The sequence below is a fragment of the Jiangella muralis genome (genome assembly GCF_001270745.1).
Lineage (GTDB): Bacteria > Actinomycetota > Actinomycetes > Jiangellales > Jiangellaceae > Jiangella > Jiangella muralis.
Genome location: NZ_LFXL01000039.1, coordinates 45,882 through 67,789, shown reverse-complemented (window position 1 = coordinate 67,789; position 21,908 = coordinate 45,882). Strand labels below are relative to the sequence as shown.

19 protein-coding genes and 1 tRNA gene are annotated in these 21,908 nt (G+C 71.7%); 14 read left to right on the top strand and 6 right to left on the bottom strand.

The features are described from left to right. Nucleotides 1-254: 254 nt before the first annotated feature. Nucleotides 255-1,901, bottom strand: a complete 1,647-nt coding sequence (gene pgm, locus ACW62_RS27635) for a phosphoglucomutase (alpha-D-glucose-1,6-bisphosphate-dependent) (protein ID WP_053207346.1) — start codon at nucleotides 1,899-1,901, stop codon at nucleotides 255-257. Nucleotides 1,902-1,998: 97 nt separating this feature from the next. On the opposite strand from pgm, the gene ACW62_RS27630 reads away from it, so the two are divergent. The 4 genes from ACW62_RS27630 (at nucleotide 1,999) to ACW62_RS27615 (ending at nucleotide 5,978) form a co-directional block, all read left to right on the top strand. Beyond that, nucleotides 1,999-3,309 (top strand): hemolysin family protein, encoded by a 1,311-nt coding sequence (locus ACW62_RS27630; RefSeq protein ID WP_053207345.1) that lies wholly within the window; start codon nucleotides 1,999-2,001, stop codon nucleotides 3,307-3,309. Nucleotides 3,310-3,374: 65 nt separating this feature from the next. Then, the gene (gene trpS / locus ACW62_RS27625; protein ID WP_083460234.1) at nucleotides 3,375-4,385 is read left to right on the top strand and encodes a tryptophan--tRNA ligase; all 1,011 of its coding nucleotides are present in this window, start codon (nucleotides 3,375-3,377) and stop codon (nucleotides 4,383-4,385) included. A 4-nt stretch (nucleotides 4,386-4,389) separates the two neighbouring features. Next, nucleotides 4,390-4,941 carry a 2'-5' RNA ligase family protein gene (locus ACW62_RS27620; RefSeq protein ID WP_053207343.1) on the top strand — a complete coding sequence of 184 codons (552 nt, stop codon included), beginning with the start codon at nucleotides 4,390-4,392 and terminating at the stop codon, nucleotides 4,939-4,941. Further along, entirely contained in the window at nucleotides 4,938-5,978 is a 1,041-nt protein-coding gene (locus tag ACW62_RS27615) for a YihY/virulence factor BrkB family protein (protein WP_053207342.1), read from the top strand. Before ACW62_RS27620 ends, ACW62_RS27615 begins: the two co-directional genes overlap by 4 nt. Here ACW62_RS27615 and ACW62_RS27610 read toward each other — a convergent pair. Beyond that, nucleotides 5,963-7,210: a D-alanyl-D-alanine carboxypeptidase family protein gene (locus tag ACW62_RS27610; RefSeq protein ID WP_053207341.1), complete on the bottom strand. Its 1,248-nt coding sequence runs from the start codon at nucleotides 7,208-7,210 to the stop codon at nucleotides 5,963-5,965. The two genes, ACW62_RS27615 and ACW62_RS27610, sit on opposite strands and share 16 nt — an antisense overlap. 37 nt (nucleotides 7,211-7,247) lie before the next feature. Then, on the bottom strand, nucleotides 7,248-7,748 hold the full coding sequence (locus ACW62_RS27605) for a MarR family winged helix-turn-helix transcriptional regulator (RefSeq protein ID WP_053207340.1): 501 nt from the start codon (nucleotides 7,746-7,748) through the stop codon (nucleotides 7,248-7,250). Between the two features lie 88 nt (nucleotides 7,749-7,836). Here ACW62_RS27605 and ACW62_RS27600 point away from each other — a divergent pair, with 88 nt between their 5' ends. The 3 genes from ACW62_RS27600 (at nucleotide 7,837) to ACW62_RS36300 (ending at nucleotide 10,468) form a co-directional block, all read left to right on the top strand. After that, nucleotides 7,837-8,595: a methyltransferase domain-containing protein gene (locus ACW62_RS27600; RefSeq protein WP_053207339.1), complete on the top strand. Its 759-nt coding sequence runs from the start codon at nucleotides 7,837-7,839 to the stop codon at nucleotides 8,593-8,595. Between the two features lie 70 nt (nucleotides 8,596-8,665). Then, entirely contained in the window at nucleotides 8,666-9,700 is a 1,035-nt protein-coding gene (locus ACW62_RS27595; RefSeq protein ID WP_053207338.1) for a fatty acid desaturase family protein, read from the top strand. 87 nt (nucleotides 9,701-9,787) lie between these two features. Next, entirely contained in the window at nucleotides 9,788-10,468 is a 681-nt protein-coding gene (locus ACW62_RS36300) for a hypothetical protein (RefSeq protein WP_157575021.1), read from the top strand. A gap of 3 nt (nucleotides 10,469-10,471) precedes the next feature. On the opposite strand, the gene ACW62_RS27585 is transcribed toward ACW62_RS36300, so the two are convergent. Both ACW62_RS27585 and ACW62_RS27580 read right to left on the bottom strand, forming a co-directional pair. Further along, entirely contained in the window at nucleotides 10,472-11,128 is a 657-nt protein-coding gene (locus tag ACW62_RS27585; RefSeq protein WP_420843625.1) for a TetR/AcrR family transcriptional regulator, read from the bottom strand. A gap of 26 nt (nucleotides 11,129-11,154) precedes the next feature. Then, the gene (locus ACW62_RS27580) at nucleotides 11,155-12,153 is read right to left on the bottom strand and encodes an acyl-CoA desaturase (protein ID WP_053207335.1); all 999 of its coding nucleotides are present in this window, start codon (nucleotides 12,151-12,153) and stop codon (nucleotides 11,155-11,157) included. Nucleotides 12,154-12,331: 178 nt separating this feature from the next. Between ACW62_RS27580 and ACW62_RS27575 the strand changes: the two genes are divergently transcribed. From ACW62_RS27575 to ACW62_RS27545, 7 genes are all read left to right on the top strand, one after another. Further along, on the top strand, nucleotides 12,332-13,171 hold the full coding sequence (locus ACW62_RS27575; RefSeq protein ID WP_053207334.1) for a helix-turn-helix domain-containing protein: 840 nt from the start codon (nucleotides 12,332-12,334) through the stop codon (nucleotides 13,169-13,171). 44 nt (nucleotides 13,172-13,215) lie between these two features. After that, nucleotides 13,216-13,290: transfer RNA gene (locus tag ACW62_RS27570), tRNA-Gln, on the top strand. Nucleotides 13,291-13,395: 105 nt separating this feature from the next. Then, complete coding sequence (glmU, locus tag ACW62_RS27565; protein ID WP_083460230.1) at nucleotides 13,396-14,850, top strand: bifunctional UDP-N-acetylglucosamine diphosphorylase/glucosamine-1-phosphate N-acetyltransferase GlmU; 1,455 nt, start codon at nucleotides 13,396-13,398, stop codon at nucleotides 14,848-14,850. Next, nucleotides 14,847-15,827 carry a ribose-phosphate diphosphokinase gene (locus tag ACW62_RS27560; protein ID WP_053207332.1) on the top strand — a complete coding sequence of 327 codons (981 nt, stop codon included), beginning with the start codon at nucleotides 14,847-14,849 and terminating at the stop codon, nucleotides 15,825-15,827. Before glmU ends, ACW62_RS27560 begins: the two co-directional genes overlap by 4 nt. A 184-nt stretch (nucleotides 15,828-16,011) precedes the next feature. Further along, nucleotides 16,012-16,659, top strand: coding sequence for a 50S ribosomal protein L25/general stress protein Ctc (locus tag ACW62_RS27555; protein ID WP_053207331.1), 648 nt, complete (start codon nucleotides 16,012-16,014; stop codon nucleotides 16,657-16,659). 31 nt (nucleotides 16,660-16,690) lie between these two features. Further along, on the top strand, nucleotides 16,691-17,272 hold the full coding sequence (gene pth, locus ACW62_RS27550; RefSeq protein ID WP_053207330.1) for an aminoacyl-tRNA hydrolase: 582 nt from the start codon (nucleotides 16,691-16,693) through the stop codon (nucleotides 17,270-17,272). 213 nt (nucleotides 17,273-17,485) lie between these two features. Then, nucleotides 17,486-18,916 carry an exopolysaccharide biosynthesis polyprenyl glycosylphosphotransferase gene (locus ACW62_RS27545; RefSeq protein ID WP_053207329.1) on the top strand — a complete coding sequence of 477 codons (1,431 nt, stop codon included), beginning with the start codon at nucleotides 17,486-17,488 and terminating at the stop codon, nucleotides 18,914-18,916. Here ACW62_RS27545 and ACW62_RS27540 read toward each other — a convergent pair. Continuing rightward, the gene (locus ACW62_RS27540; RefSeq protein ID WP_053207328.1) at nucleotides 18,910-21,822 is read right to left on the bottom strand and encodes a glycoside hydrolase family 2 TIM barrel-domain containing protein; all 2,913 of its coding nucleotides are present in this window, start codon (nucleotides 21,820-21,822) and stop codon (nucleotides 18,910-18,912) included. The two genes, ACW62_RS27545 and ACW62_RS27540, sit on opposite strands and share 7 nt — an antisense overlap. Between the last annotated feature and the right edge of the window lie 86 nt (nucleotides 21,823-21,908).

Below are 21,908 nucleotides of genomic sequence, written 5' to 3'. Positions count from 1 at the left end.
ACCGTGAGGTGTGCCCAGACTGCCCCCGTCCCCCTGATAGGTGCCCGTTCTTGGCCGCGGGGCCGCGGGTCAAGCGGACACCCCAACGCGCGAAGCGCCCCATGGGTCCGCTTGAGGTGCGGTCACGCGGCTGAGAGAATGGGCAGCAGGGGGACGGCCAACCTGCGGACCACGGCGAACGGCACGGAACCCGGCGCACGCGGCGACGTCAAGCCAACGAGAAGCCCGACCCGACCGAGCCGACCGGGACACCCCTAGAGCACGCTGTCGACGACGGCGCGCGCCTCGGCCTGGATGCGGGCCAGGTGGTCCGCTCCCTGGAAGCTCTCGGCGTAGATCTTGTAGACGTCCTCGGTGCCGGACGGGCGCGCGGCGAACCAGCCGGACGCCGTCGTGACCTTGAGGCCGCCGATCGGCGCGTTGTTGCCGGGCGCCCGGGTGAGCTTCGCGGTGATCGGCTCGCCGGCCAGTTCGGTCGCCGTCACCTGGTCCGGTGACAGCGCGCCGAGCGCCTTCTTCTGCTCCCGGGTGGCGGGCGCGTCGACCCGCGCGTAGACGGGGTCGCCGAATACCTCGGTGAGGCGGCCGTAGTGCTCGCTGGGGGACGCCCCCGTCACCGCGATGATCTCCGCGGCCAGCAGGCAGGCGATGATGCCGTCCTTGTCGGTGGTCCACACCCGGCCGTCGCGGCGCAGGAACGACGCGCCCGCGGACTCCTCGCCGCCGAAGCCGACGGAGGAGTCGACCAGGCCCGGCACGAACCATTTGAACCCGACCGGCACCTCCAGCAGCGGCCGCCCCAGCGACGCGGCGACGCGGTCGATCATCGACGAGCTGACGAGGGTCTTCCCGACGGCGGCGGCCGACGGCCAGTCGGCGCGGTGGCGGTAGAGGTAGTCGATGGCGACGGCGAGGTAGTGGTTCGGGTTCATCAGCCCGCCGTCGGGCGTGACGATGCCGTGCCGGTCGGCGTCGGCGTCGTTGCCGGTCGCGACGGCGAACTCGGCGCCCTCGGCCAGCCGGGTGATCAGCGACGCCATGGCGTACGGCGACGAGCAGTCCATGCGGATCTTGCCGTCCCAGTCCAGCGTCATGAACCGCCACGTCGGGTCGACCAGCGGATTGACGACGGTGAGGTCGAGGCCGTGCCGCTCGGCGATGGCGGCCCAGTAGTCCACCGACGCGCCGCCCAGCGGGTCGGCGCCGATGCGCACCCCGGCGGAGCGGATCGCCTCGATGTCGACCACCGACGGCAGGTCGTCGACGTAGGCGCCGAGGAAGTCGTAGGTCGACGTGGTGTCGGCCGCGCGGGCCGCCGCCAGATGCATCCGCCGCACGCCGTGCAGGCCGCGCTCGAGGTACCGGTTGGCGGCGTCCTGGACGGCGCCGGTGATCTCGGACCCGGCCGGGCCGCCGTCCGGCGGGTTGTACTTGAAGCCGCCGTCCCAGGGCGGGTTGTGCGACGGGGTGACGACGACGCCGTCGGCCCGGCGCCGCCCCGGCACGGAGTTGTACGTGAGGATCGCGTGCGACACCGCCGGCGTCGGCGTGTACCGCTCGTCGCCGTCGACCAGCAGCGTCACCTCGTTGGCGGCGAACACCTCGACCGCCGTGGCCCATGCCGGCTCGGACAGCGCGTGAGTGTCCTTGCCGAGGAACAGCGGGCCGTCGATGCCGTTGGCGGCCCGGTAGTCGCAGATCGCCTGCGCCGTGGCGGCGATGTGGTCGTCGTTGAACGCCGCGGCCAGCGACGAGCCGCGGTGCCCGGAGGTGCCGAACGCGACCCGCTGCCCGGCGTCGACGGGGTCGGGATGCGTGGTGTAGTACGCCCTGACCAGCTGGGGGATGTCGACGAGGTCCTCGGGGGCGGCGGGCTGTCCTGCGCGCGGGTGAGTCGTCACCGTGCCATCCTCTCGTGGGTTCGATGCGGTCTCCAGGGCTGTACCCGCTCTAGGATTCTCGCGTGAGCGAACGACATACCGTGGCGAGGCCGGTCTCGTGAACCAGGGCACGCTGCTCAACTTCGGCCTCGTCCTCATCTTCATCCTCATCGGCGGGGTCTTCGCGGCGACGGAGCTGGCGCTCGTGTCGCTGCGGGAGAGCCAGCTCGCGCAGCTGGCCCAGCAGGGCCGCCGCGGCGAGAAGGTCGCGTCGCTGGCCCGCAACCCCAACCGGTTCCTGTCCGCCGTGCAGATCGGCGTCACCCTCGCGGGCTTCTTCTCCGCGGCGTACGGCGCATCGACGCTCGCGCCCGACCTCGCCCCGGTCCTGGCCGACTGGGGGCTGCCCGGCGGCGCGGCCGACACCGTCGCGTTCATCCTCCTGACGCTGTTCATCGCCTACCTGTCGCTGGTGCTCGGCGAGCTGGTGCCCAAGCGCATCGCGCTGCAGCGATCCGCCGGCGTCGCGCTCGCCGTCGCGCCGCCGCTGGACCGGTTCGCGACGGTGATGCGCCCGGTCATCTGGTTCCTGTCCAAGTCGACCGACCTCGTCGTGCGGGTGCTGGGCGCCGACCCCTCGGCGCAGCGCGAGGAGATCAGCGACGAGGAACTGCGCGACCTCGTCTCCGGCCACGAGGGCCTGAGCGAGGAGGAGCGGCGCATCGTCGGCGACGTCCTCGACGTCGGTGACCGCCAGGTCCGCGAGGTCATGCGCCCGCGTACCGAGGTCGATTTCCTCGACGCCGACATGCCGGTGTTCAAGGCGGTGAAGCTGGCTTCGACGATGCCGCACTCGCGCTACCCGGTGGTCGGCACGTCCACCGACGACGTCGTCGGGTTCGTGCACGTGCGCGACCTGTTCGACCCGCAGGTGTCCGGGCGCAGCATCCGGGTCGGCGAACTGGTCCGCGACGTGCTCGTGCTGCCCGGCACCAAGCGGGTGCTGCCGGCGATGACGGAGATGCGCCGCGTCGGCTCGCACCTCGCCGTCGTCATCGACGAGTACGGCGGCACCGCGGGCATCGTCACGCTGGAGGACCTGGTCGAGGAGCTGGTCGGCGAGATCCGCGACGAGTACGACACCGACGAGCTGCCGGTGGCGGCCGCTGCCGGCGGCGTGGTCGAGGTCGACGGCATGCTCAACGTCGGCGACTTCGCCGATCGCACCGGGGTCGAGTTGCCCGACGGTCCGTACGAGACGGTGGCCGGCTTCGTGGTCGCCCGCCTCGGCCGGCTGCCGGCGCCGGGCGACGTCGTCGAGTACGACGGCCTGCGCATCGAGGTGCTCTCGCTGGACGGACGGCGCGCCTCGCGGCTGCGCGTCCACCCGCGGCCGGAGCCCGAGCCGATCCCGTCGGCGACGGAGTGACCGTCGGTGCGGCGGTTGTAGGGCACCGGCGTGTCCCGCGGCGCGGTGACTGACAGAATGACGGTATGACCAACAGTCGCCGCCCGCGTGTGCTCTCCGGCATGCAGCCGACCAACGCGTCGCTGCACCTGGGCAACTATCTCGGGGCGCTGCGGCAGTGGGTGGCGCTGCAGGACGACCACGACGCCTTCTACTGCGTCGTCGACCTGCACGCCATCACGACCGGGCACGACCCCGCCCAGCTGCGCGAGCGCACCCGCGTCACCGCGGCCCAGTACCTCGCCGGCGGCGTCGACCCGGAGCGCAGCACCCTGTTCGTGCAGAGCCACGTGCCCGAGCACGCCCAGCTCGCCTGGGTGCTCAGCTGCATCACCGGCTTCGGCGAGGCCAGCCGGATGACCCAGTTCAAGGACAAGTCCGCCCGCGCCGGGGCCGAGAGCACCACCGTCGGGCTGTTCACCTACCCGATCCTGCAGGCCGCCGACATCCTGATCTACAGCGCCGACCAGGTCCCGGTCGGCGAGGACCAGCGTCAGCACATCGAGCTGACCCGCGACCTCGGCGGCCGGTTCAACACCCGGTTCGGTGAGACGTTCGTGCTGCCCAAGGCGTACATCCCCGAGGCGACGGCGAAGATCTACGATCTCCAGGAACCCACGGCGAAGATGAGCAAGAGCATCGCCGGGTCCGGCCTCATCGAGCTGCTCGACCCGCCCAAGACCATCGAGAAGCGCATCAAGAGCGCCGTCACCGACACCGGGCGCGAGATCGTGGCCGATGCGCAGAACAAGCCCGGTGTCACCAATCTCATCACTATCCTGGCTGCGTTCAGCGGTCGCTCGGTCGCCCAGATCGAGCAGGACTTCGCCGGGCGGGGGTACGGCGACCTGAAGAAGGAGGTGGCGGCGGCGGTGCTCGACGTCGTCGTTCCGTTCCAGCAGCGGGTCCAGGAGCTCCTCGACGACCCCGCCGAGTTGGACGCCGTCCTCGCCCGAGGTGCGCAGAAGGCCCGCGAGGTGGCCGCGCCGATGCTCGCCACGGTGTACGAGCGCGTCGGGTTCGTCGCCGCGCGGTGACCAGGTGACTGACGCCCCCCGGCCCGCCGGCCAGACGATCGGCCTGGCCGTCCCGATCCCCGAGCCCTACGGCCGCGAGCTGCAGGACTGGCGCCGCTCGTTCGGCGACCCGCTGGCCGACGCCATCCCGGCGCACATCACGCTGCTGCCGCCGACGGCCATCGCCGACGCCGACCGCGCCGGCGTGTACGAGCACCTCGGCAAGGTGGCCGCGCGGTTCGCGCCGTTCCGCGTCCACCTGCGCGGCACGGCGACGTTCCTGCCGGTGTCGCCGGTGGTGTTCGTGGCGCTCGCGCAGGGCATCTCGGCGTGCGAGCGGCTGTCCGGGGCCATCCGCACGGGGCCGCTCGACATCGAGCTGTCCTTCCCGTACCACCCGCACGTCACCGTCGCCCACCACGTGTCCGAGGAGGCGATGGACAACGCCTTCGACACCCTCGCCGGCTACGACGCCGGTTTCGACGTCGCCGCGTTCAGCCTGTACGAGCACGGCGACGACGGCTACTGGCGGCGGGAACGCGACTTCGTCCTGACGGGGGAGGCAGTGCGAGTGTGATCGCCCGGCTCCGCGCCAGCTGGGAGCGGCTGCAGCGAACGCTGCCGCTACGCGCCTGGAAGCGCTACGGTGACCTGCGCGGGAACCGGCTGGCCGGAGCGTCCAGTTTCTACGGGTTCGTCTCACTGTTTCCGCTGCTGGTGCTGGCCGCCGCCATCGTCAGCGCCATCGCCGGCCCGGCCGGCGTCGAGACCGTGCAGGAGATCGTCGACGACAACCTGCCCGGTCTGAACATCGACGTCGCGACGTTCCATAACAACGCCGGGACGCTCGGGGTGATCGGCGCCGGCGTGCTGCTGTTCACCGGGCTCGGCTGGGTCGACTCGGTCCGGGCGGCGGTCCGCTCCATGTGGGGGCTGGACGACCAGCCCGGCAACTTCCTCGTGCGCAAGGGCCTCGACGTCGTGTCGCTGGCCGGGCTCGGTGTGCTGATCCTGGTGTCGTCCGGCGCCAGCGTCATCCTCGTCTCCTACGCCGGCGACGTGCTCGACTGGCTCGGGTTCGACAACGGCAGCTGGATGCTCCGGCTGGTCAGCGGCCTGATCTCGGTGGGCGGCAGCATGGCGCTGTTCGCCTACATGCTGTCCGGCCTGCCGCGGATCGTGGTCCCGGTGCGCAATCTCGCCCTCGTGTCGCTGCTCAGCGCCGTCGTCTTCGAGGTCCTCAAGCAGTTCCTGGTCCAGTACGTCGTCGGGACGGCGACGCAGAGCTCGTACGCGGCGTTCGCCGCACCGCTGGCCCTGCTGGCCTGGATCTACCTGGTGACGCGGCTGCTCATGGTCGCGGCGGCGCTGACGGCCGAGAGCGCGATCGACGAGCTCGAGGAGGACGAGCGGGCGGAGGACGAGCGCGCGGCCGCCACGACCGGCGGCGCCGCCGCGGCCGGACCGGCCGGCGTCCTCTCGGCGGGGCAGGCCAGGGTGACGGAGGTGGCGGCCGGCGCGGTGCTCGGCGCGGCCGGCCTGGCGCTGGCCGTCCTCACGACCCGGGCCGCCAAGGCCCTGCGCTTCGCGGTGCGCCGTCAGCGCGACGAGTAGCGGCCGGACGACTTCGGCCGGCGGCGCCGCAGCACGAAGCCGAGGCCGCCGGCGAGCGCCGCCGCGGCCAGGCTGAGCCAGACCACCGGGGGGACGTCGTCGGAGCTGCCGCCGGGGCTGCTCAGAGCGTCGCCGTAGTCCTGGAGCGGGTTGCGGCCGAGGATGTCGCCATCGTCGGCCGCCTCGGTCACCATGGCCTCGACCTCGTCGGGCGCGACGAGGTGGCCGACGGCAGGGGTCTCGGGTGTGGCGTAGGCCCAGTCGAACAGCGCGGCGGCGGCGTCCTCGGCCCGGCCCTCGGCGCCGAGGACCGTGACGATGAGGGTGCGGCCGTCGCGTTCGACCGCGCCGACGAAGGTATGGCCGGCGAGCGTGGTGTAGCCGGTCTTCAGGCCGATGGCGCCGTCGTAGGAACCGAGCAGCCGGTTCTGGTTCTGGATCTGGAACGTCGCGCCGCCGACGTCCGGGAAGTCGTAGACGGGCGTGGCGGCCAGCTCGGCGATGGTGGCGTCGCCAAGGGCCTCGCGGCCGATCAGCGCGAGGTCGTAGGCCGACGACAGCTGGCCGGGGGAGTCGAGACCGTGCGGCGTGATGGCCTTGGTGTCGAACGCGCCGAGCCTGCGGGCCTCGTCGTTCATCTTGTCGACGGTGACCTCCTGGCCGCCGGCCGCTTCGGCGATGGCGTGCGCGGCGTCGTTGCCGGACGCGAGGATCAGGCCGTGCAGCAGCTGGTCGACGGTGTAGGTCTGGGCGGCGACGATGCCGACGCGGCTGCCCTCGACCGACGCGTCGGCCTCGGTGGCGACGTAGGTCTCGTCGGGCTCCAGCGCGGTGTCGGTGGCCAGCGCCGTCAGCAGCTTGATCGTGCTGGCCGGCGGACGGCGCTCGTGCGGGCTGTACGCGGCCAGCACGTCGCCGGTCTCGGTGTCGGCGACCAGCCAGGCCTGGGCGTCGAGGACGGGCAGCGGCGGCGCCGTCGGCGACACCAGCGCGACGCCGGTGGCGGCCAGCTCCTCGCCGCCGACGACCTCGTCGACGGGAGAGTCGGCCGGCGGCATCAGGACGGTGGGCGACGGCGTGCCGGGCGGCGCGGGCGTCTCGCTGCCCGCGGGCGTCTCGACCGGCACTTCGGCGTGCGCCGGCAGCAGGGCGCCGGTGCCGAGCACGACGAGCGCCGCCACCGGCACGATCCAGACGCGGCGGCTGCGGGGGGAGCGCAGTACGGGGCCCATGGTCGAGGTCAGACTAACCATTGTGCGCGGCGAGCGGTCAGCTCGGTGCGTCGTCGAACGGCAGGACGAGGGTGCGCAGCAGGCCGGAGAGCTGGTCGCGCTCCTCGGCGCCGAGCCCGGCCAGCAGCCGCCGTTCGTTCGCCAGCAGCCCCTCCAGCGCGGCGTCGACGGACTTCTTGCCGAACTCGGTGAGGCGGACCCGGACGGCACGGCGGTCGTCCTCGTCGCGGCGCCGGCTGACCAGCCCACGCGCGGTCAGCTTGTCGACCCGCGCCGTCATGGTGCCGCTGGTGACCAGCGTCTGGCCGAGCAGGACGCCGGGCGACAGCTCGTACGGCTCGCCGCCCCGGCGCAGTGCGGCGAGGACGTCGAACTCCCACGGCTCCAGCCCGTGCTCGGCGAACGCGGCCCGCCGCTCGCGGTCGAGATGCCGGGCCAGCCGGCTGACGCGGGACAGCACCTCCATGGGGCTGACGTCGAGGTCGGGCCGCTCGTGCCGCCACGCCTCGGTCAGCCGATCGACCTCGTCCTGCGCCATGGTCCGACTCTACGGCCTCCGCCAAGTTTCTTGACGTCGAGAGAGTGTTCTGATTTATCTTGGTCTCAAGATGATGAGAGGTGGAGCGATGTGGGATCCGGACCGCTACCTGACCTTCGCCGCGCAGCGGGCGCGGCCGTTCGCCGACCTGCTGGCGCAAGTGCGGGCCACGGATGTGACGGAGGTCGCGGACCTCGGCTGCGGGCCGGGCACGCTCACCGCCGGCCTCGCGCGGCACTGGCCGGGAGCGCACGTCGTCGGCGTCGACTCGTCCGCGGAGATGATCGCCGCGACGCCCGCCGACCCGCCCGCCGGGGTCGAGTTCGTCCACGCCGACCTGCGCGACTGGACGCCGCAGCGCCCCGTCGACGTGCTGATCAGCAACGCGACGCTGCAGTGGGTGCCCGGTCACCTCGACCTGCTGCCGCGGCTGGCCGGGCACGTCGCCGCCGGCGGTTGGCTCGCCTTCCAACTCCCCGGCAACTTCGCCGAGCCCACGCACGTCCTGCTGCGCGAGCTGGCCGCCGGCGACCGGTGGCCGATGCTGCACGACCTCGAGCGGCCGTCCGCGCACGAGCCCGCGACCTACCTCGACGCGCTGCTCGACCTCGGGTTCGCCGCCGACGTCTGGGAGACCACGTACGTCCAGTTGCTGCCGGGCGACGACGCCGTGCTGGAGTGGATGAGCGGGACGGGGCTGCGTCCGTACCTCGCCGCGCTGGACGACGCCGCCCGCGAGGTCTTCGTCGCCGAGTACCGCGACCTGCTGCGCGCCGCCTACCCGCCCGGCCGGCACGGGACCGTGCTGCCGTACCGGCGCATCTTCGCCGTGGGCCGCTCGGGGTAGGGCTGTCCCCAGGGCCGGACGGGTGGTGGCGGGATGTCCCCGGACGGGTCACTGCTCCGACGATCGAGGCATGACCACTGAGACCGATCTCCCCCCTCCTCCGCGGCCCGGCAGCGACTTCGCCCGGCTGTCCCGGAAGGTCGCCGACGCGGGGCTGCTGGACCGCCGGCCCGGCTACTACGCCGTCCGCATCGGGCTCGTCGCCGTGGCCTACGCGGCGGCCTGGAGCGTGTTCGCCGCCGTCGGTGACTCGTGGTGGACGCTGGCCCTCGCCGCCGTGCTGGCCGTCGTCTTCGCGCAGGTCGCGCTCGTCGCCCACGACCTCGCGCACCGGCAGGTGTTCCGTACCCGGCGGCCCAGCGAGATCGCCGGGCGCATCGCCGGCAACCTCGGCATCGGCATGAGCTACGGCTGGTGGCAGGACAAGCACACGAGACACCACGCCAACCCGAACCACGAGGAGCTCGACCCCGACGTCTCGCCGGAGATCCTCGTCTGGTCCGAGCGTCAGGCCGGCAAGGCCAGCGGGCTGACCCGCGTCATCGCCGCGCGCCAGGCGTTCCTGTTCTTCCCGCTGCTGACGCTGGAGGGGTTCAACCTGCACGTCGCCAGCGTCCGGGCCACCCTCGACCCGCGGCTGAAGCGGCGGCGGCTGGAACTGGGTCTGCTGCTCGCCCACATCGCCGGCTACCTCGCGGCGGTCTTCGCCGTGCTGCCGCCCGGCAAAGCCGTCGCGTTCATCGTCCTGCACCAGGCGCTGTTCGGCATCTACCTCGGCTGCACGTTCGCGCCGAACCACAAGGGCATGCCGACGCTCACCGCCGAGGACGAGCTGGACTACCTGCGCAAGCAGGTGCTCACCTCGCGCAACGTCAGCGGCGGCGCGCTCATGGACGTCGCGCTGGGCGGTCTCAACCATCAGATCGAGCACCACCTGTTCCCGAGCATGCCGACGCCGAACCTGCGCAAGGCGAAGCCGATCGTCCGGCAGCACTGCGCGGCGCTGGGCGTCTCGTACGCCGAGACCACGCTGATCGAGTCGTATCGCATCGCGCTCCGGCACATGCACGACGTCGGTGAGCCGCTGCGAAGCCACGCACAGTGACGCCGACCGCCCCAAACGGCACCGCATCGGCACGAGTTCTGGCATTTCGCCACGCAGGGTGATCGTCAGGCGATACCTTCGTTCCTCGTGGGGGGACACAAACGAGCGCCCAGCGGCGCCGCTCAGGCGCTGCGCCACGTCCGCCGGCACACCCTGCGGTTCGTGGCGCTCGCCGCGCTCACCGTCCCGGTCGTCGCCGTCGTGGCGAGCCAGGGCGAGCCGGCGATCTTCGGGCGCGACCGGACACCGGATCTCTCGGAGGGGCAGGATCCGGAGCTCCGCGACTTGGGCGAGTCCACGGGCACACCGACGTCACCGGCATCGCCTCCGGCGTCGGCCACCCCCGCACCCCAGCCGACGGCGGGCCGGCCCGATGCGGCCGGCCCGCCGCCGGACCCGGGCTCCACCCCGTCGACGGGTGATGGGACGGGCCGGCCGCAGGCCGACGCCGTCGACGACGCGCCCCCGGGGACGCCGCCGGGCACCCCGTCCGACGACGACACCGGCGCGCCGCCGTCGTCGCCGCCCGACGGCGAGACGCACGAGCCGCAGCCGTCACCGTCGTCCACACCCCCGCCGCCGAGCCACGAGCCGACGCCGCAGCCGTCGGCGAAGCCGCCGACCACCCCGCCGAAGCCGCCCGAGCCGAAGCCGACGCCGACCCAGGAACCGCCGGAGAAGCCGAAGCCGTCCACGCCGCCGCCGGACGGGGGCGACGGCGGCTCGCTGATCTGCCTCGAGGTGCTGGGGATCGAGATCTGCCTGTGAGCCTCAGTCGTCGGTGAGGCGGGGCTTGTGCTCCAGCCCGGACAGCCCGTTCCAGGCGAGGTTGACCAGGTGCGCGGCGACGTCGGCCTTCTTCGGCGAGCGGACCTCCAGCCACCACTGGCCGGTCAGCGCGACCATGCCGACCAGCATCTGCGCGTACATGGGTGCGTGCTTCGTGGCGAACCCGCGCGCCTTGAACTGCGCGGCCAGGAGGTGCTCGACCTGGCTGGCGGCGTCGGAGATGAGGCTGGCGAACCCGCCGGTCGAGTGCGCGACGGGGGAGTCGCGGACCAGGATGCGGAAGCCGTCGGTGGACGTCTCGATGTAGTCGAGCAGTGTCAGCGCGGCCCGCTCGAGGATGACCCGCGGGTGCGCGGCCGACGCGAGCGCCGTCGTGATGCGGTCGAGCAGCAGCTCCATCTCGCGGTCGACGACGACGGCGTACAGCCCTTCCTTGCCGCCGAAGTGCTCGTAGACCACCGGCTTGGAGACGCCGGCCCGGGCCGCGATCTCCTCGATGGACGTGCCGTCGTAGCCGCGCTCGGCGAACAGTGCCCGCCCGACGTCGAGCAGCTGCTCGCGGCGCTGCTTGCCGGTCATGCGGACTCTGCTGGGCGTGGCGCGCGGTCTCGTAGCGACGTCGTCGGTCACGCGCCCCATCATGCTCCCGTCGTGCGAAAGAAGTCTCAGTCCGCGATGAGGTTGGCTTCGCCGCCGTAGTCGTCGACGCGCTTGGACTGGATGCGTTCCGGGCTCGGCCAGCGCACGTCCCACACCCAGCCGGCCTTCTCGAGCGCCCAGATGACCCGGGCGCTGGAGTCGATCTGGCCCTTCAGCACGCCGTGCCGCGCGCAGGTGGGGTCGGCGTGGTGCAGGTTGTGCCACGACTCGCCCATCGACAGGAACGCCAGCCACCACACGTTGCCCGACTTGTCGCGGCTCTCGAACGGCCGCTCGCCGATGGCGTGGCAGATGGAGTTGATCGACCACGTGACATGGTGCAGCAGGCCGACCCGGACCAGCGTGGCCCAGAAGAACGCCGTCAGCGCGCCGTGCCACGACCACGTGGCCAGCCCGCCGATGATCGGCGGCAGCAGCAGCGACAGCGCGACCCACAGCGGGAACAGCTTGCTGATGCGGCGGATGTCGTTGTCCTTGATGAGGTCCGGCGCGAACTTGCGCGCGTCGGTCTGCTCGACGTCGAACAGCCAGCCCATGTGGGCGAAGAACATCCCCTTGATCAGGGCCGGGACGGTCTCGCCGTAGCGCCACGGGGAGTGCGGGTCGCCCTCTTTGTCGGCGAATTTGTGGTGCCGGCGGTGGTCGGCCACCCAGCGGATGACCGGCCCCTCGACGGCCATGCTGCCGGCGATGGCCAGCGTGTTCTTCACCGCGCGGTTCGCCTTGAAGGCCCGGTGGGTGAAGTAGCGGTGGAACCCGACGGTGACTCCGTGCCCGGTGAACGCGTAGAAGGCCACGGCGAGCACGACGTCGAGCCAGCTCAGATAGCCACCCATCCACGCGACGGGGATGGCGGCCACGAGTGCGACGAACGGGACGGCGATGAAGGCGCCGATCGTGATGCGTTCGCCGAGCGTCTGAGTGTCGCCCGACAGCGTGCCGCGAGGGAGGTCGCTCGGCGCCGGCGGGGACTGCGGGCTGTTCGCCGTGTCCGTGGAAGCCATGGAGTCTCCGTGTGTAAGGGGAACCTTCCTTACGGCACCGTAACCTACGATGCCGTAGGTCGTATAGCCCGGATCTCCCGATGTGTACGGCTTCGGCCTGTCTGGACCGATATGGGTTGTCCACAGGCTGCCGGCGACACGAGTTGATGACTATCCGTAGCAATGCAAAGCTATAGTCATGATCGAACGCCTCGTGGACGACACCGAACTGGCCGCGCGCGTGCACGCGATGCGCGCCGATGGAAAGACCTACGTCGAGATCAAGACCGAGCTGGGTATCGGCGCCAGCACGATCAGCCGGATCCTCGGCGTGTACGGGAAGGGACGGGCTCGGCCTCGGGTGACCGACGAGTTGCGCGGGCGCGCGCGAGCGCTGCGCGCCGATGGGCGGTCGGTGCCGGAGATCGCCGCGGAACTGGGCCTGGCCAAGAGCACCGCATGGCTGATCACGAAGGACCTCCCGTGGACTCTGACCGAAGATCGCGCAGAAGCACGTGCTGAGGCATCTCGGGCCGGGTGGCGGCACAGGAAGGCGCAGACCGCCGCCGAACGCGAGCGGATCACCCGCACCATCGTGGCAACGTTCGGCGAATTGACCGACCGTGAACTGCTGATCGCCGGCGCCGTGGCGTACTGGGCCGAGGGTGCCAAGTCGAAACCGTGGAACCCCGCCGAGGACCTGAGCTTCATCAACAGCGATCCGGACATGATCCGCCTCCACCTGGAATGGCTGGCGGTGCTCGGGGTCGACCCGGGGCGGCTGCGGTTCCGGTTGTCGATTCACGAGTCCGCCGACGTGGCAGCGGCCACGGCGTACTGGGCCGAGGTCGTGGGTGTGCCGGTCGAACGGTTCGCCCGGGCCACGCTCAAGAAGCACAACCCGAAGACGGTGCGCAAGAACGTCAACGAGGGCTACCGGGGTTGCCTGGTCGTGCGGGTGTCGAAGGGCGCGCCGGAGTACCGGATCATGAACGGCTGGTGGTCGGCAGTGGCGGGAGCCGTGCGATCGAGGCGATAACGTAGTGGGGTGCGGGCGGCGATGTGACAGTCGAGCGCCATCCTTCCGCCGTAGTGTAATCGGTTAGCACGGCACCCTTTGAAGGTGTTTCGGTCCAGGTTCGAGTCCTGGCGGCGGAGCGTGGTTCGAATCCCCGATCAGGTCGCTGATCGAGTTCTCGTCGGCGACACCGGGCAGGTACCCTCGGAACCGAGCCCGCCACCGAAGCCGAGGAGCACGAACGCGTGACTACGCGCCCGGCAGCCGTCGTCGTTCTCGCCGCTGGCGAGGGCACACGGATGAAGTCGTCCACCCCGAAGGTCCTGCACGAAGTGGCCGGCCGCAGCCTCGTCGGGCATGCCGTCGCCGCCGCGCAGGAGCTGAAGCCCGACCACCTGAGCGTGGTCATCGGGCATGGCCGTGATCTCGTCGCCGCGCACCTCGCCGAGGTCGCGCCGGGCGTCACCACCGCCGTCCAGGAGCAGCAGCTCGGCACCGGCCACGCCGTCGGTGTCGCGCTGGAGACGCTGCCCGAGCTCGACGGCGTCGTCGTGGTGACGTACGGCGACGTGCCGCTGTTGACCGGCGACACCCTGCACGAGCTGGTCGAGCAGCACGTGGCCGACGGCAACGCGGCCACCGTGCTCACCGCGCACGTCGCCGATCCCACCGGGTACGGCCGCATCGTGCGCGAGGCCGACGGCGGGGTGGGCCGCATCGTCGAGCACAAGGACGCCGACGAAGCGACGCTGGCGATCACCGAGATCAACTCCGGCATCTACGCCTTCGACGCCGCCGTGCTGCGCGCCGGGCTGGGCCGCATCACCACGCAGAACGCGCAGGGCGAGCTGTACCTGACGGACGTGCTCGGGCTGGCGCGCCAGGACGGCCGCCGCGTCGGCGCCGTCGTCACCGGCGACGCCTGGCAGACCGAGGGCGTCAACGACCGCGTCCAGCTGGCCGCCGTGAACCGCGAGTTCAACCGGCGCGTCACCGAGAAGTGGATGCGCTCCGGCGTCACCATGATCGACCCCGCCAGCACGTTCATCGACGTCACCGTCGTGCTCGAGCGCGACGTCGTGCTGCGGCCGGGCGTGCAGCTGCGCGGCCGCACCGAGATCGCCGCCGGCGCCGAGGTCGGCCCCGACTCCACGCTCATCGACACCGTCGTCGGGCCGGGCGCCAGCGTCGTGCGGGTGCACGCCAATGGCGCGCAGATCGGCGCCGAGGCCGCGGTGGGCCCGTACACCTACCTGCGGCCGGGCGCGGTGCTGGAGACGAAGTCGAAGGCCGGCGCGTACGTCGAGATCAAGAAGTCGACGGTCGGCCCCGGCGCCAAGGTGCCGCACCTGACGTACGTCGGCGACGCCACCATCGGCGAGGGCGCGAACATCGGCGCCGGCACGATCTTCGCCAACTACGACGGCGTCGCCAAGCACCCGACCACGGTCGGCAAGCACGTGTTCGTCGGCAGCGACTCCGTGCTGGTCGCGCCGGTCGAGCTGGCCGACGGCAGCTACGTCGCGGCCGGGTCGACGGTCGTGTCGGCGACGGAGCCGGGCGAGTTGGCCGTCGCGCGCGGCCGGCAGCGCAACATCGCGGGCTGGGTGGCGCGCAAGCGTCCCGGCACCAAGACCGCCGCTGCGGCCGAGGCCGCCGCCGGTGACACCACGGGGACGAACGAGGGGGACGAGCCGTGACGGGGATCCGCGCCACCGGCACCAAGACGCTGATGCTGTTCGGGGGCCGCGCGCACCCCGAGCTGAACGAGGAGGTCGCCGAGCACCTGGGGGTCAGCCTGGTGCCGAGCAAGACCTTCAACTTCGCCAACGGCGAGATCTACGTGCGGTTCGAAGAGAGCGTGCGCGGCAGCGACGCGTTCGTCATCCAGAGCCACACCGCGCCGATCAACGAATGGATCATGGAGCAGCTGATCATGGTCGACGCGCTCAAGCGGGCGTCGGCCAAGCAGATCACCGTGGTCATGCCGTTCTACGGGTACGCCCGGCAGGACAAGAAGCACCGCGGCCGCGAGCCGATCTCCGCGCGACTGGTCGCCGACATGTTCAGGACCGCCGGCGCCGACCGCCTGATGGCCGTCGACCTGCACACCGCGCAGATCCAGGGCTTCTTCGACGGCCCGGTCGACCACCTGTGGGCGCTGCCGATCCTGGCGGGCCACGTGCAGGAGAACTACGCGCCCGAGAACATGACGGTGGTGTCGCCGGACGCCGGCCGGGTGCGGGTGGCCGACGTCTGGGCCGACCGCCTGGGCACGCCGCTGGCGATCATCCACAAGCGGCGCAACCCCGAGGTCGCCAACGAGGTGAAGGTGCACGAGGTCGTCGGCGACGTCGAGGGCCGCACCTGCCTGCTGGTCGACGACATGATCGACACCGCCGGCACCATCACCCAGGCCGCCGAGGCGCTGATGGAGGCGGGCGCCGAGGGTGTCCTCGTCGCCGCCACGCACGCCGTCCTGTCCGGCCCGGCGGTCGACCGGCTGAAGAACTCGGCCAGCATCAAGGAAGTCATCGTCACCAACACGCTGCCGATCCCGCAGGAGCGCCGGTTCGACAAGCTGACGGTGCTGTCCATCGCGCCGCTGGTCGCCCGGGCGATTCACGAGGTGTTCGAAGAGGGTTCGGTCACCAGCCTCTTCAACGGCAACGCGTAGCCGCCGGGGGAGGTCCGGGGTCGGTTTCACAACGGGGCTGCTCCAGGGCTAGACTTCGACGGTTGCCTCGGCGAGGGTGCAGTTTCTGCTGCCACCGTGATCGACGCGGTGCGCAGTCGGTGCGCGCCCTTGCCCGAGCCCGACGTGCCGCTGACCGCCCACCGTGTTTCGAGGAGTTCTCACCGTGTCCGACGTCAAGATCGCCGCCGAGCTGCGTACCGAGTTCGGCAAGGGCGCCGCGCGCCGCCTCCGCCGCGCTGCCAAGGTTCCCGCGGTCCTCTACGGGCATGGGACCGACCCCGTCCATCTGGCGCTGCCGGGCCACGACACCATGCTCGCGCTGAAGACCGCCAACGTGCTCCTCACGCTCGACATCGAGGGCCGGGGCAGCGAGTTGGCGCTGCCGAAGCACGTCCAGCGCGACCCTCTCAAGGGCTTCATCGAGCACGTCGACCTGCTGCTGGTCAAGCGCGGCGAGAAGGTCACCGTCGAGGTCGCGGTGCACGTCACGGGCGAGGCGGCGCCGGGCACGCTGGTCAACCTCGACCAGCCGACGGTCTCCATCGAGGCCGAGGCGACGCACCTGCCCGAGAGCATCGAGGTCTCCGTCGAGGGCCTCGCCGAGGGCACCCAGATCCTGGCCCAGGACCTCGTCCTGGCGCGCGGCTCGTCGCTGGCGGGCGACCCCGACCAGCTGGTCGTCAACGTCACCGCCGCCCCGACCGCTGAGCAGATGGAGGGCGAGACCGAAGAGGCCGCCGTCGCCGAGGGCGAGGCCACCGAGGCCGCCGCCGAGGAGGCACCGGCCGAGGCGCCTGCCGACGAGTCCTGAGTTCACTTCCGCCGGGCCGGGGAGCCTGCCGATGTCCGACGCGTGGTTGGTGGTCGGGCTGGGCAACCCCGGCCCGACATATGCCGGCACCCGGCACAACGCCGGGGCCATGGTGGTCGATCTGCTCGCCGAGCGGACCGGCGCGCCGCTGAAGTCGCAGCGCAAGTTCCGGGCCGACGTCGCCGAGGTGCGCCTCGGCGACCTTCCCGGGTCGCGCGCCGTGCTGGCCAAGCCGCACACGTACATGAACGAGTCCGGCGGGCCGGTCGCGCTGCTCGCCGACTTCTACAAGATCACCCCCGACCGGCTGCTGGTCGTGCACGACGAGTTGGACCTCCCGTTCGGCACGGTGCGGCTGAAGCTCGGCGGGGGTGACAACGGTCACAACGGGCTGCGCTCCGTACGCGCCCGCATCGGCACCGGCGACTACTGCCGGCTGCGGTTCGGCATCGGCCGCCCGCCCGGTCGCATGGACCCTGCCGCGTTCGTGCTCAAGCCGTTCTCCACTGCTGAGAAGCGGGAGATCGACCTCGAGGTCGACCGCGCCGCAGACGCCGCCGAAGCGGTGGTCGTCGACGGCCTGACCTACGCCCAGAACCACTACAACGGCTGAGCCGTCGCGGGCCCTCGTCCGAAATAGACTCATTCGACTGGTCCCGTTCGACCCTTGCGCGTATAGTCCGTCCCAGTTTCGTCGGCTTGATAATGGGCCGGCGGGGGGTATCGGAGCCTTGGGGGGGCCATGGCTACGGTCGATCTGTCGTCGGCTGATGCGCGCACACGTTCGCGGAGATCTGCGTCCGAATTCGATGGACGCGGTCCGCTGGTGCCATCGGCGACCCGTCCTTTTCGCTACCGGCGCGTCACCGCGGCCGGTGATCTGCTGACCGGAGCCGTCGCGGCCGTCGTCGCGGTGCTGCTCTCGTGGTCACACCTGGACGCCGCGGTCGCGATCGCGGCCATGGCGGTCGCGTGGCCGCTGGTGCTGACCGCGAAGACGGGGCGCGCGGACCGGTTGTTCGGTGTCAGGAACACCTACAGCGACGTGCTGCAGGCGCTGACCGCGGTGGTCGCCGTCTTGGCGGTGACCGGCGCGGTGCTCTCGATCCGGCTGCTGGGCACGCCGTTCCTGGCCGCCGCGGCGATCCTGGCCGGCGGCTCGATCGCGGTGCGGCTGCTGGTGCGGCGCAAGCTGCGCCGGCTGCGCACGCTCGGCCGCGCGACCCGCCGGACGCTGCTGGTCGGGCCGGCGAGTGGCGTCGTCGCCACCATGGACCGCTTCACCCGCGACGGCGAGCACCCGTTGTCCGTCGTCGCCGCCTGCGTCGAGGACGACGGCACCCAGCCACCGGCCGCGGTGCCGGTGGTCGGCACCATCGTCCGGGGCATTCCGGGCCACGACGACGTCCTGCGCGACGAGGAGATCATCCACGCGGTGCGGCTGGCCGCCCAGCGGGTGCGGGCCCGCACGGTGTGCGTCGCGCCCGGCTCGGAGTTCTCCGGCGAGCGCCTGCGCGCGCTGAGCTGGATGCTCGGCGACATCGGTATCGATCTCGTCACCGACCTCGGCCTGTCCGACGTCGCGGATCACCGCATGGGCCTGGGCAGCATGGGCTCGAGCGTGCTGCTGCACGTCAAGCAGGTCCGCCCGACGGGGCTGCGGCTGGCCGCGAAGGTCGCCACCGACCGCGTGCTGGCGGCGCTGATGCTGCTGCTGCTCGCGCCGCTGCTGCTGACGATCGGGCTCGCGGTGAAGCTCACCGACTCGGGCCCGGCGATCTACCGGCAGGTGCGGGTGGGCCGCGACGGCCTTTACTTCACCATGATGAAGTTCCGGACGATGTACGTCGACGCCGACAAGCGTCGCGCGGAGCTGCTGGACGCCGCCGACGGCGACGGGCCGATGTTCAAGATGCGCCACGACCCGCGCATCACCCGCATCGGCCGGTTGCTGCGCAAGTACTCCATCGACGAGCTGCCGCAGCTGATCAACGTGCTGCGCGGCGACATGTCGCTGGTCGGCCCGCGGCCCGCGCTGCCCGAGGAGGTCGCGACGTACGACGGCACCGCCCGGCGCCGGCTGGCCGCGATCCCCGGCATGACCGGGCTGTGGCAGGTGAGCGGCAGGTCCAACCTCACCTGGAGCGAGACGGTGCGGCTGGACCTGCGCTACGTCGACAACTGGGCCTACGGCGACGACCTGCGGCTGCTCGGCCGCACGGCCGGGGCCGTGGTGCGCAGCACCGGCGCCTACTGACGCGTGGCCGCGAAGCGCAGCCGGAACGCCGTGTCGCCCGCGTGCAGCTGATGCTGGGGTAGTGGGATCGGGCCGCACGATGCGCTGCCGAGACCGTGGTGGGCGTGGTCGAGGTTCAGGAAGATCCGGTCGCGGGGCGTCAGTTCGTGTGCGTGTAGGGCCCGATCGAGGTCGCCGCTGGTCCAGCGGCGGACGGTGAAGTCGAACAGCGGGTCGCCGTCGATCAGCAGACCGTGGCCGGAGTCGTCGGTCAGTCGCAGCCAGCGGGTGTCGACGCGGTTGCCGTTCTCCTGCGGGAACACGTACGGGGTCTGCATCGCGTCGACGTCGGCGCGGTACCGGCCGATGCGCGCTGCGGCGCGACTGTCGCGGTACGCCTCCCCGGGCCCGGCGCCGTACCACTCGACCTGACCGAGCGACTCGGGCAGCGACATGAGGAGCCCGATCCGCGGGATCGGTACCGGCCAATCGCCGTCGGGGCGCACCGACACCTCGACCGCGACGGCGTCGTCGGCAGCCGTCCACCGGTACGCGACGTCGAAGCCGAAGCGGGTGGCCGAGGCGCCCACCTTCGTCCGCACCAGCAGGGAGTCGTCGGCGGGAGTGACATCGACGATCCGGTGCCGCATCCGGTCCAGGCCGAAGCGGCGCCAGTCGTCCTCGACGCGCTGGGGCGCCCGCCGGCTGGCGCGGTCGTTGTCGGTCGGCGCGCGCCACAGGTCGAGCCGCGGCCCGGCGACGTCGTATCCGTGGATCGACGTCATGACGCCGTCGGCGTCGAACTCGGCGGCGCCGACCCGATACCCCGACGCCGTCGGGAGCGCCGGAGCCGGGGCCCCACCCGATCGGGCCGGCGCGGACCGCACCTGGACCTGGCCCCACGCGACGCGATGGCCGGACGGAGCATAGGCGTGCTCCGACGCCAGGGTCGCCTCCACCGTGAGCCATGCGTCGCCGTCCGCGGCGGGATGCGCGGGCCGGCGGACCTCGATCGAGCGGCCGGCCGGGATCGGCGGCACAGGCAAGGACCCGCTGGCCACCTCGATGCCCTCGTCCTCGAGCCGCCAGGTGAAGGCCAGATGGGCGGTGTCGACGTGGTGGTACCGATTCCGGACGGTGAGCGTTCCCGGCGTCGATCCGGCCGTGATGCGCACCGGTTCGCTCACCTTCGCGAACTCGAGCAGGCCGGGCGACGGCGTGCGGTCGGGGAACACGAGACCGTCGATCACGAAGTTGCCGTCGTGGATCTCCTCGCCGAAGTCGCCGCCGTAGGCGAAGTACTCCTCCCTCGCCTCGGCGCGGACGCGGATGCCGTGGTCGATCCACTCCCAGATGAAGCCGCCCTGGCACCGCGGGTGGGCGTCGAAGAGCGCGTCGTACTCGCTGAGTCCGCCCGGGCCGTTGCCCATGGCGTGGCCGTACTCGCACAGGATGAACGGCATCGCGCGGCGCCGCGCGTCCAGGGCCGGGTCGTCCTCGGCGTCGGGATGGACAGGTTCCTCGTGCCGGCCGATCGCCGCGAGCGTGTCATGTGACGTGTACATGAGGCTGTAGACGTCGACGTAGCGGCCCGCGCGGTCGCCTTCGTAGTGGATCGGACGGCTCGGGTCGCGGCGCCGGGTCCACTGCGCCATCCGTTCGAAGTTCTGGCCGGTGTTCGCCTCGTTGCCGAGTGACCACATCACGATGCTCGGGTGGTTCTTGTCCCGCTCGACCATGCGCCGCACGCGGTCGAGGTAGGCCGGTCCCCACGCCGGGTCGTCGCTGGGGTTGCCGACCCATGCGTTGTCGACGCCGTGGGCCTTGCCGAAGCCGTGGGTCTCGATGTCGCACTCGTCGACGACGTACAGCCCGTACTCGTCGCACAGATCGAGGAAGTCCGGGTGCGGCGGGTAGTGGCTGGTCCGCACCGCGTTGACGTTGTGCCGTTTCATCAGCTCGACATCGGCGCGAGCGACCTCGCGGGTCAGTGCTCGCCCGGTGTCCGGATGGAACTCGTGGCGGTTGACGCCGCGGAACACGATCCGCACGCCGTTGACGCGGAACTCGCCGTCGACGATCTCGACCCGCCGGAACCCGACCCGGACCGGTACGCGCTCGGTGTCGGTGGCGACGACGCCCTCGTACAGTCGCGGCCGTTCGGCGCTCCACGGCTCGATGTCCGGGAACGCGATCTCCGTACCGGACGGGTGCCCGTCGAGGCCGAGCTCAGGGATGGACACCCGGGCCGGCCGATCGGTCTCGACCAGGAGGCGTCCGGTGCCGGTGCCCGCGTCGTAGTCGGCGTGGACGAACAGGTCGTCCAGGGAACCTTCCGGCCGGGCGACGAGCGTGACGGAGCGGAAGATCCCCGGCAGCCACCACATGTCCTGGTCCTCGACGTAGCTGCCGGCGGACCACTGGTGGACGCGCACGGCGAGGACGTTCCCGGCCGGCCGGAGGAGCGGACCGACGTCGAACTCCGTGGGCAACCGGCTGCCGGTCGACCACCCCAGTTCCTCGCCGTTCAGCCACGCCCTGAAGCAGGACTCCACCCCCTCGAACCGCAGCACGGCGGCGCCGTCGGTCCACGTGTCCGGGAGGTCGAAGACGTGCCGGTAGTCGCCGGTGGGGTTCTCGGTCGGGACGTGCGGCGGATCGACCGGGAACGGGTACCGGACGTTGGTGTAGATCGGGTGGCCGTGACCGTGCATGACCCAGTGGGACGGCACGGGCAGCAGGTCCCAGCCGGTGTCGTCGGTGTCGGGCTTCCAGAAGTCCGGTCCGGTGCCCTCGGCCCGGTCGCTCAGGCGGAATCGCCAGTCGCCGGCCAGGTCGACCGCCGCGGCGTCGCTGCGGAAGAAGGCTCGGGGTGGGCGACGGGTCGGCGAACCGGGGCTGACGTCTTCGTAGTACCGGGATGCCACAGAGAAGTCCTTTCCAGGGTGGTCGCCGGGCGGGCTCCACCTGCCGGAGGTGGCGCCTGCCCGGCGCTTCGGTGCGCTGGCGACCG

Bases quoted from the DNA above. Each gene is read 5' to 3' on its own strand.
- trpS (WP_083460234.1), top strand. From the start codon at position 3,375: ATGACCAACAGTCGCCGCCCGCGTGTGCTCTCCGGCATGCAGCCGACC.
- ACW62_RS27610 (WP_053207341.1), bottom strand. From the start codon at position 7,210: ATGGGCCCCGTACTGCGCTCCCCCCGCAGCCGCCGCGTCTGGATCGTG.
- ACW62_RS27605 (WP_053207340.1), bottom strand. From the start codon at position 7,748: ATGGCGCAGGACGAGGTCGATCGGCTGACCGAGGCGTGGCGGCACGAG.
- ACW62_RS27600 (WP_053207339.1), top strand. From the start codon at position 7,837: ATGTGGGATCCGGACCGCTACCTGACCTTCGCCGCGCAGCGGGCGCGG.
- ACW62_RS27595 (WP_053207338.1), top strand. From the start codon at position 8,666: ATGACCACTGAGACCGATCTCCCCCCTCCTCCGCGGCCCGGCAGCGAC.
- ACW62_RS27585 (WP_420843625.1), bottom strand. From the start codon at position 11,128: ATGGGGCGCGTGACCGACGACGTCGCTACGAGACCGCGCGCCACGCCC.
- ACW62_RS27580 (WP_053207335.1), bottom strand. From the start codon at position 12,153: ATGGCTTCCACGGACACGGCGAACAGCCCGCAGTCCCCGCCGGCGCCG.
- ACW62_RS27575 (WP_053207334.1), top strand. From the start codon at position 12,332: ATGATCGAACGCCTCGTGGACGACACCGAACTGGCCGCGCGCGTGCAC.
- pth (WP_053207330.1), top strand. From the start codon at position 16,691: ATGTCCGACGCGTGGTTGGTGGTCGGGCTGGGCAACCCCGGCCCGACA.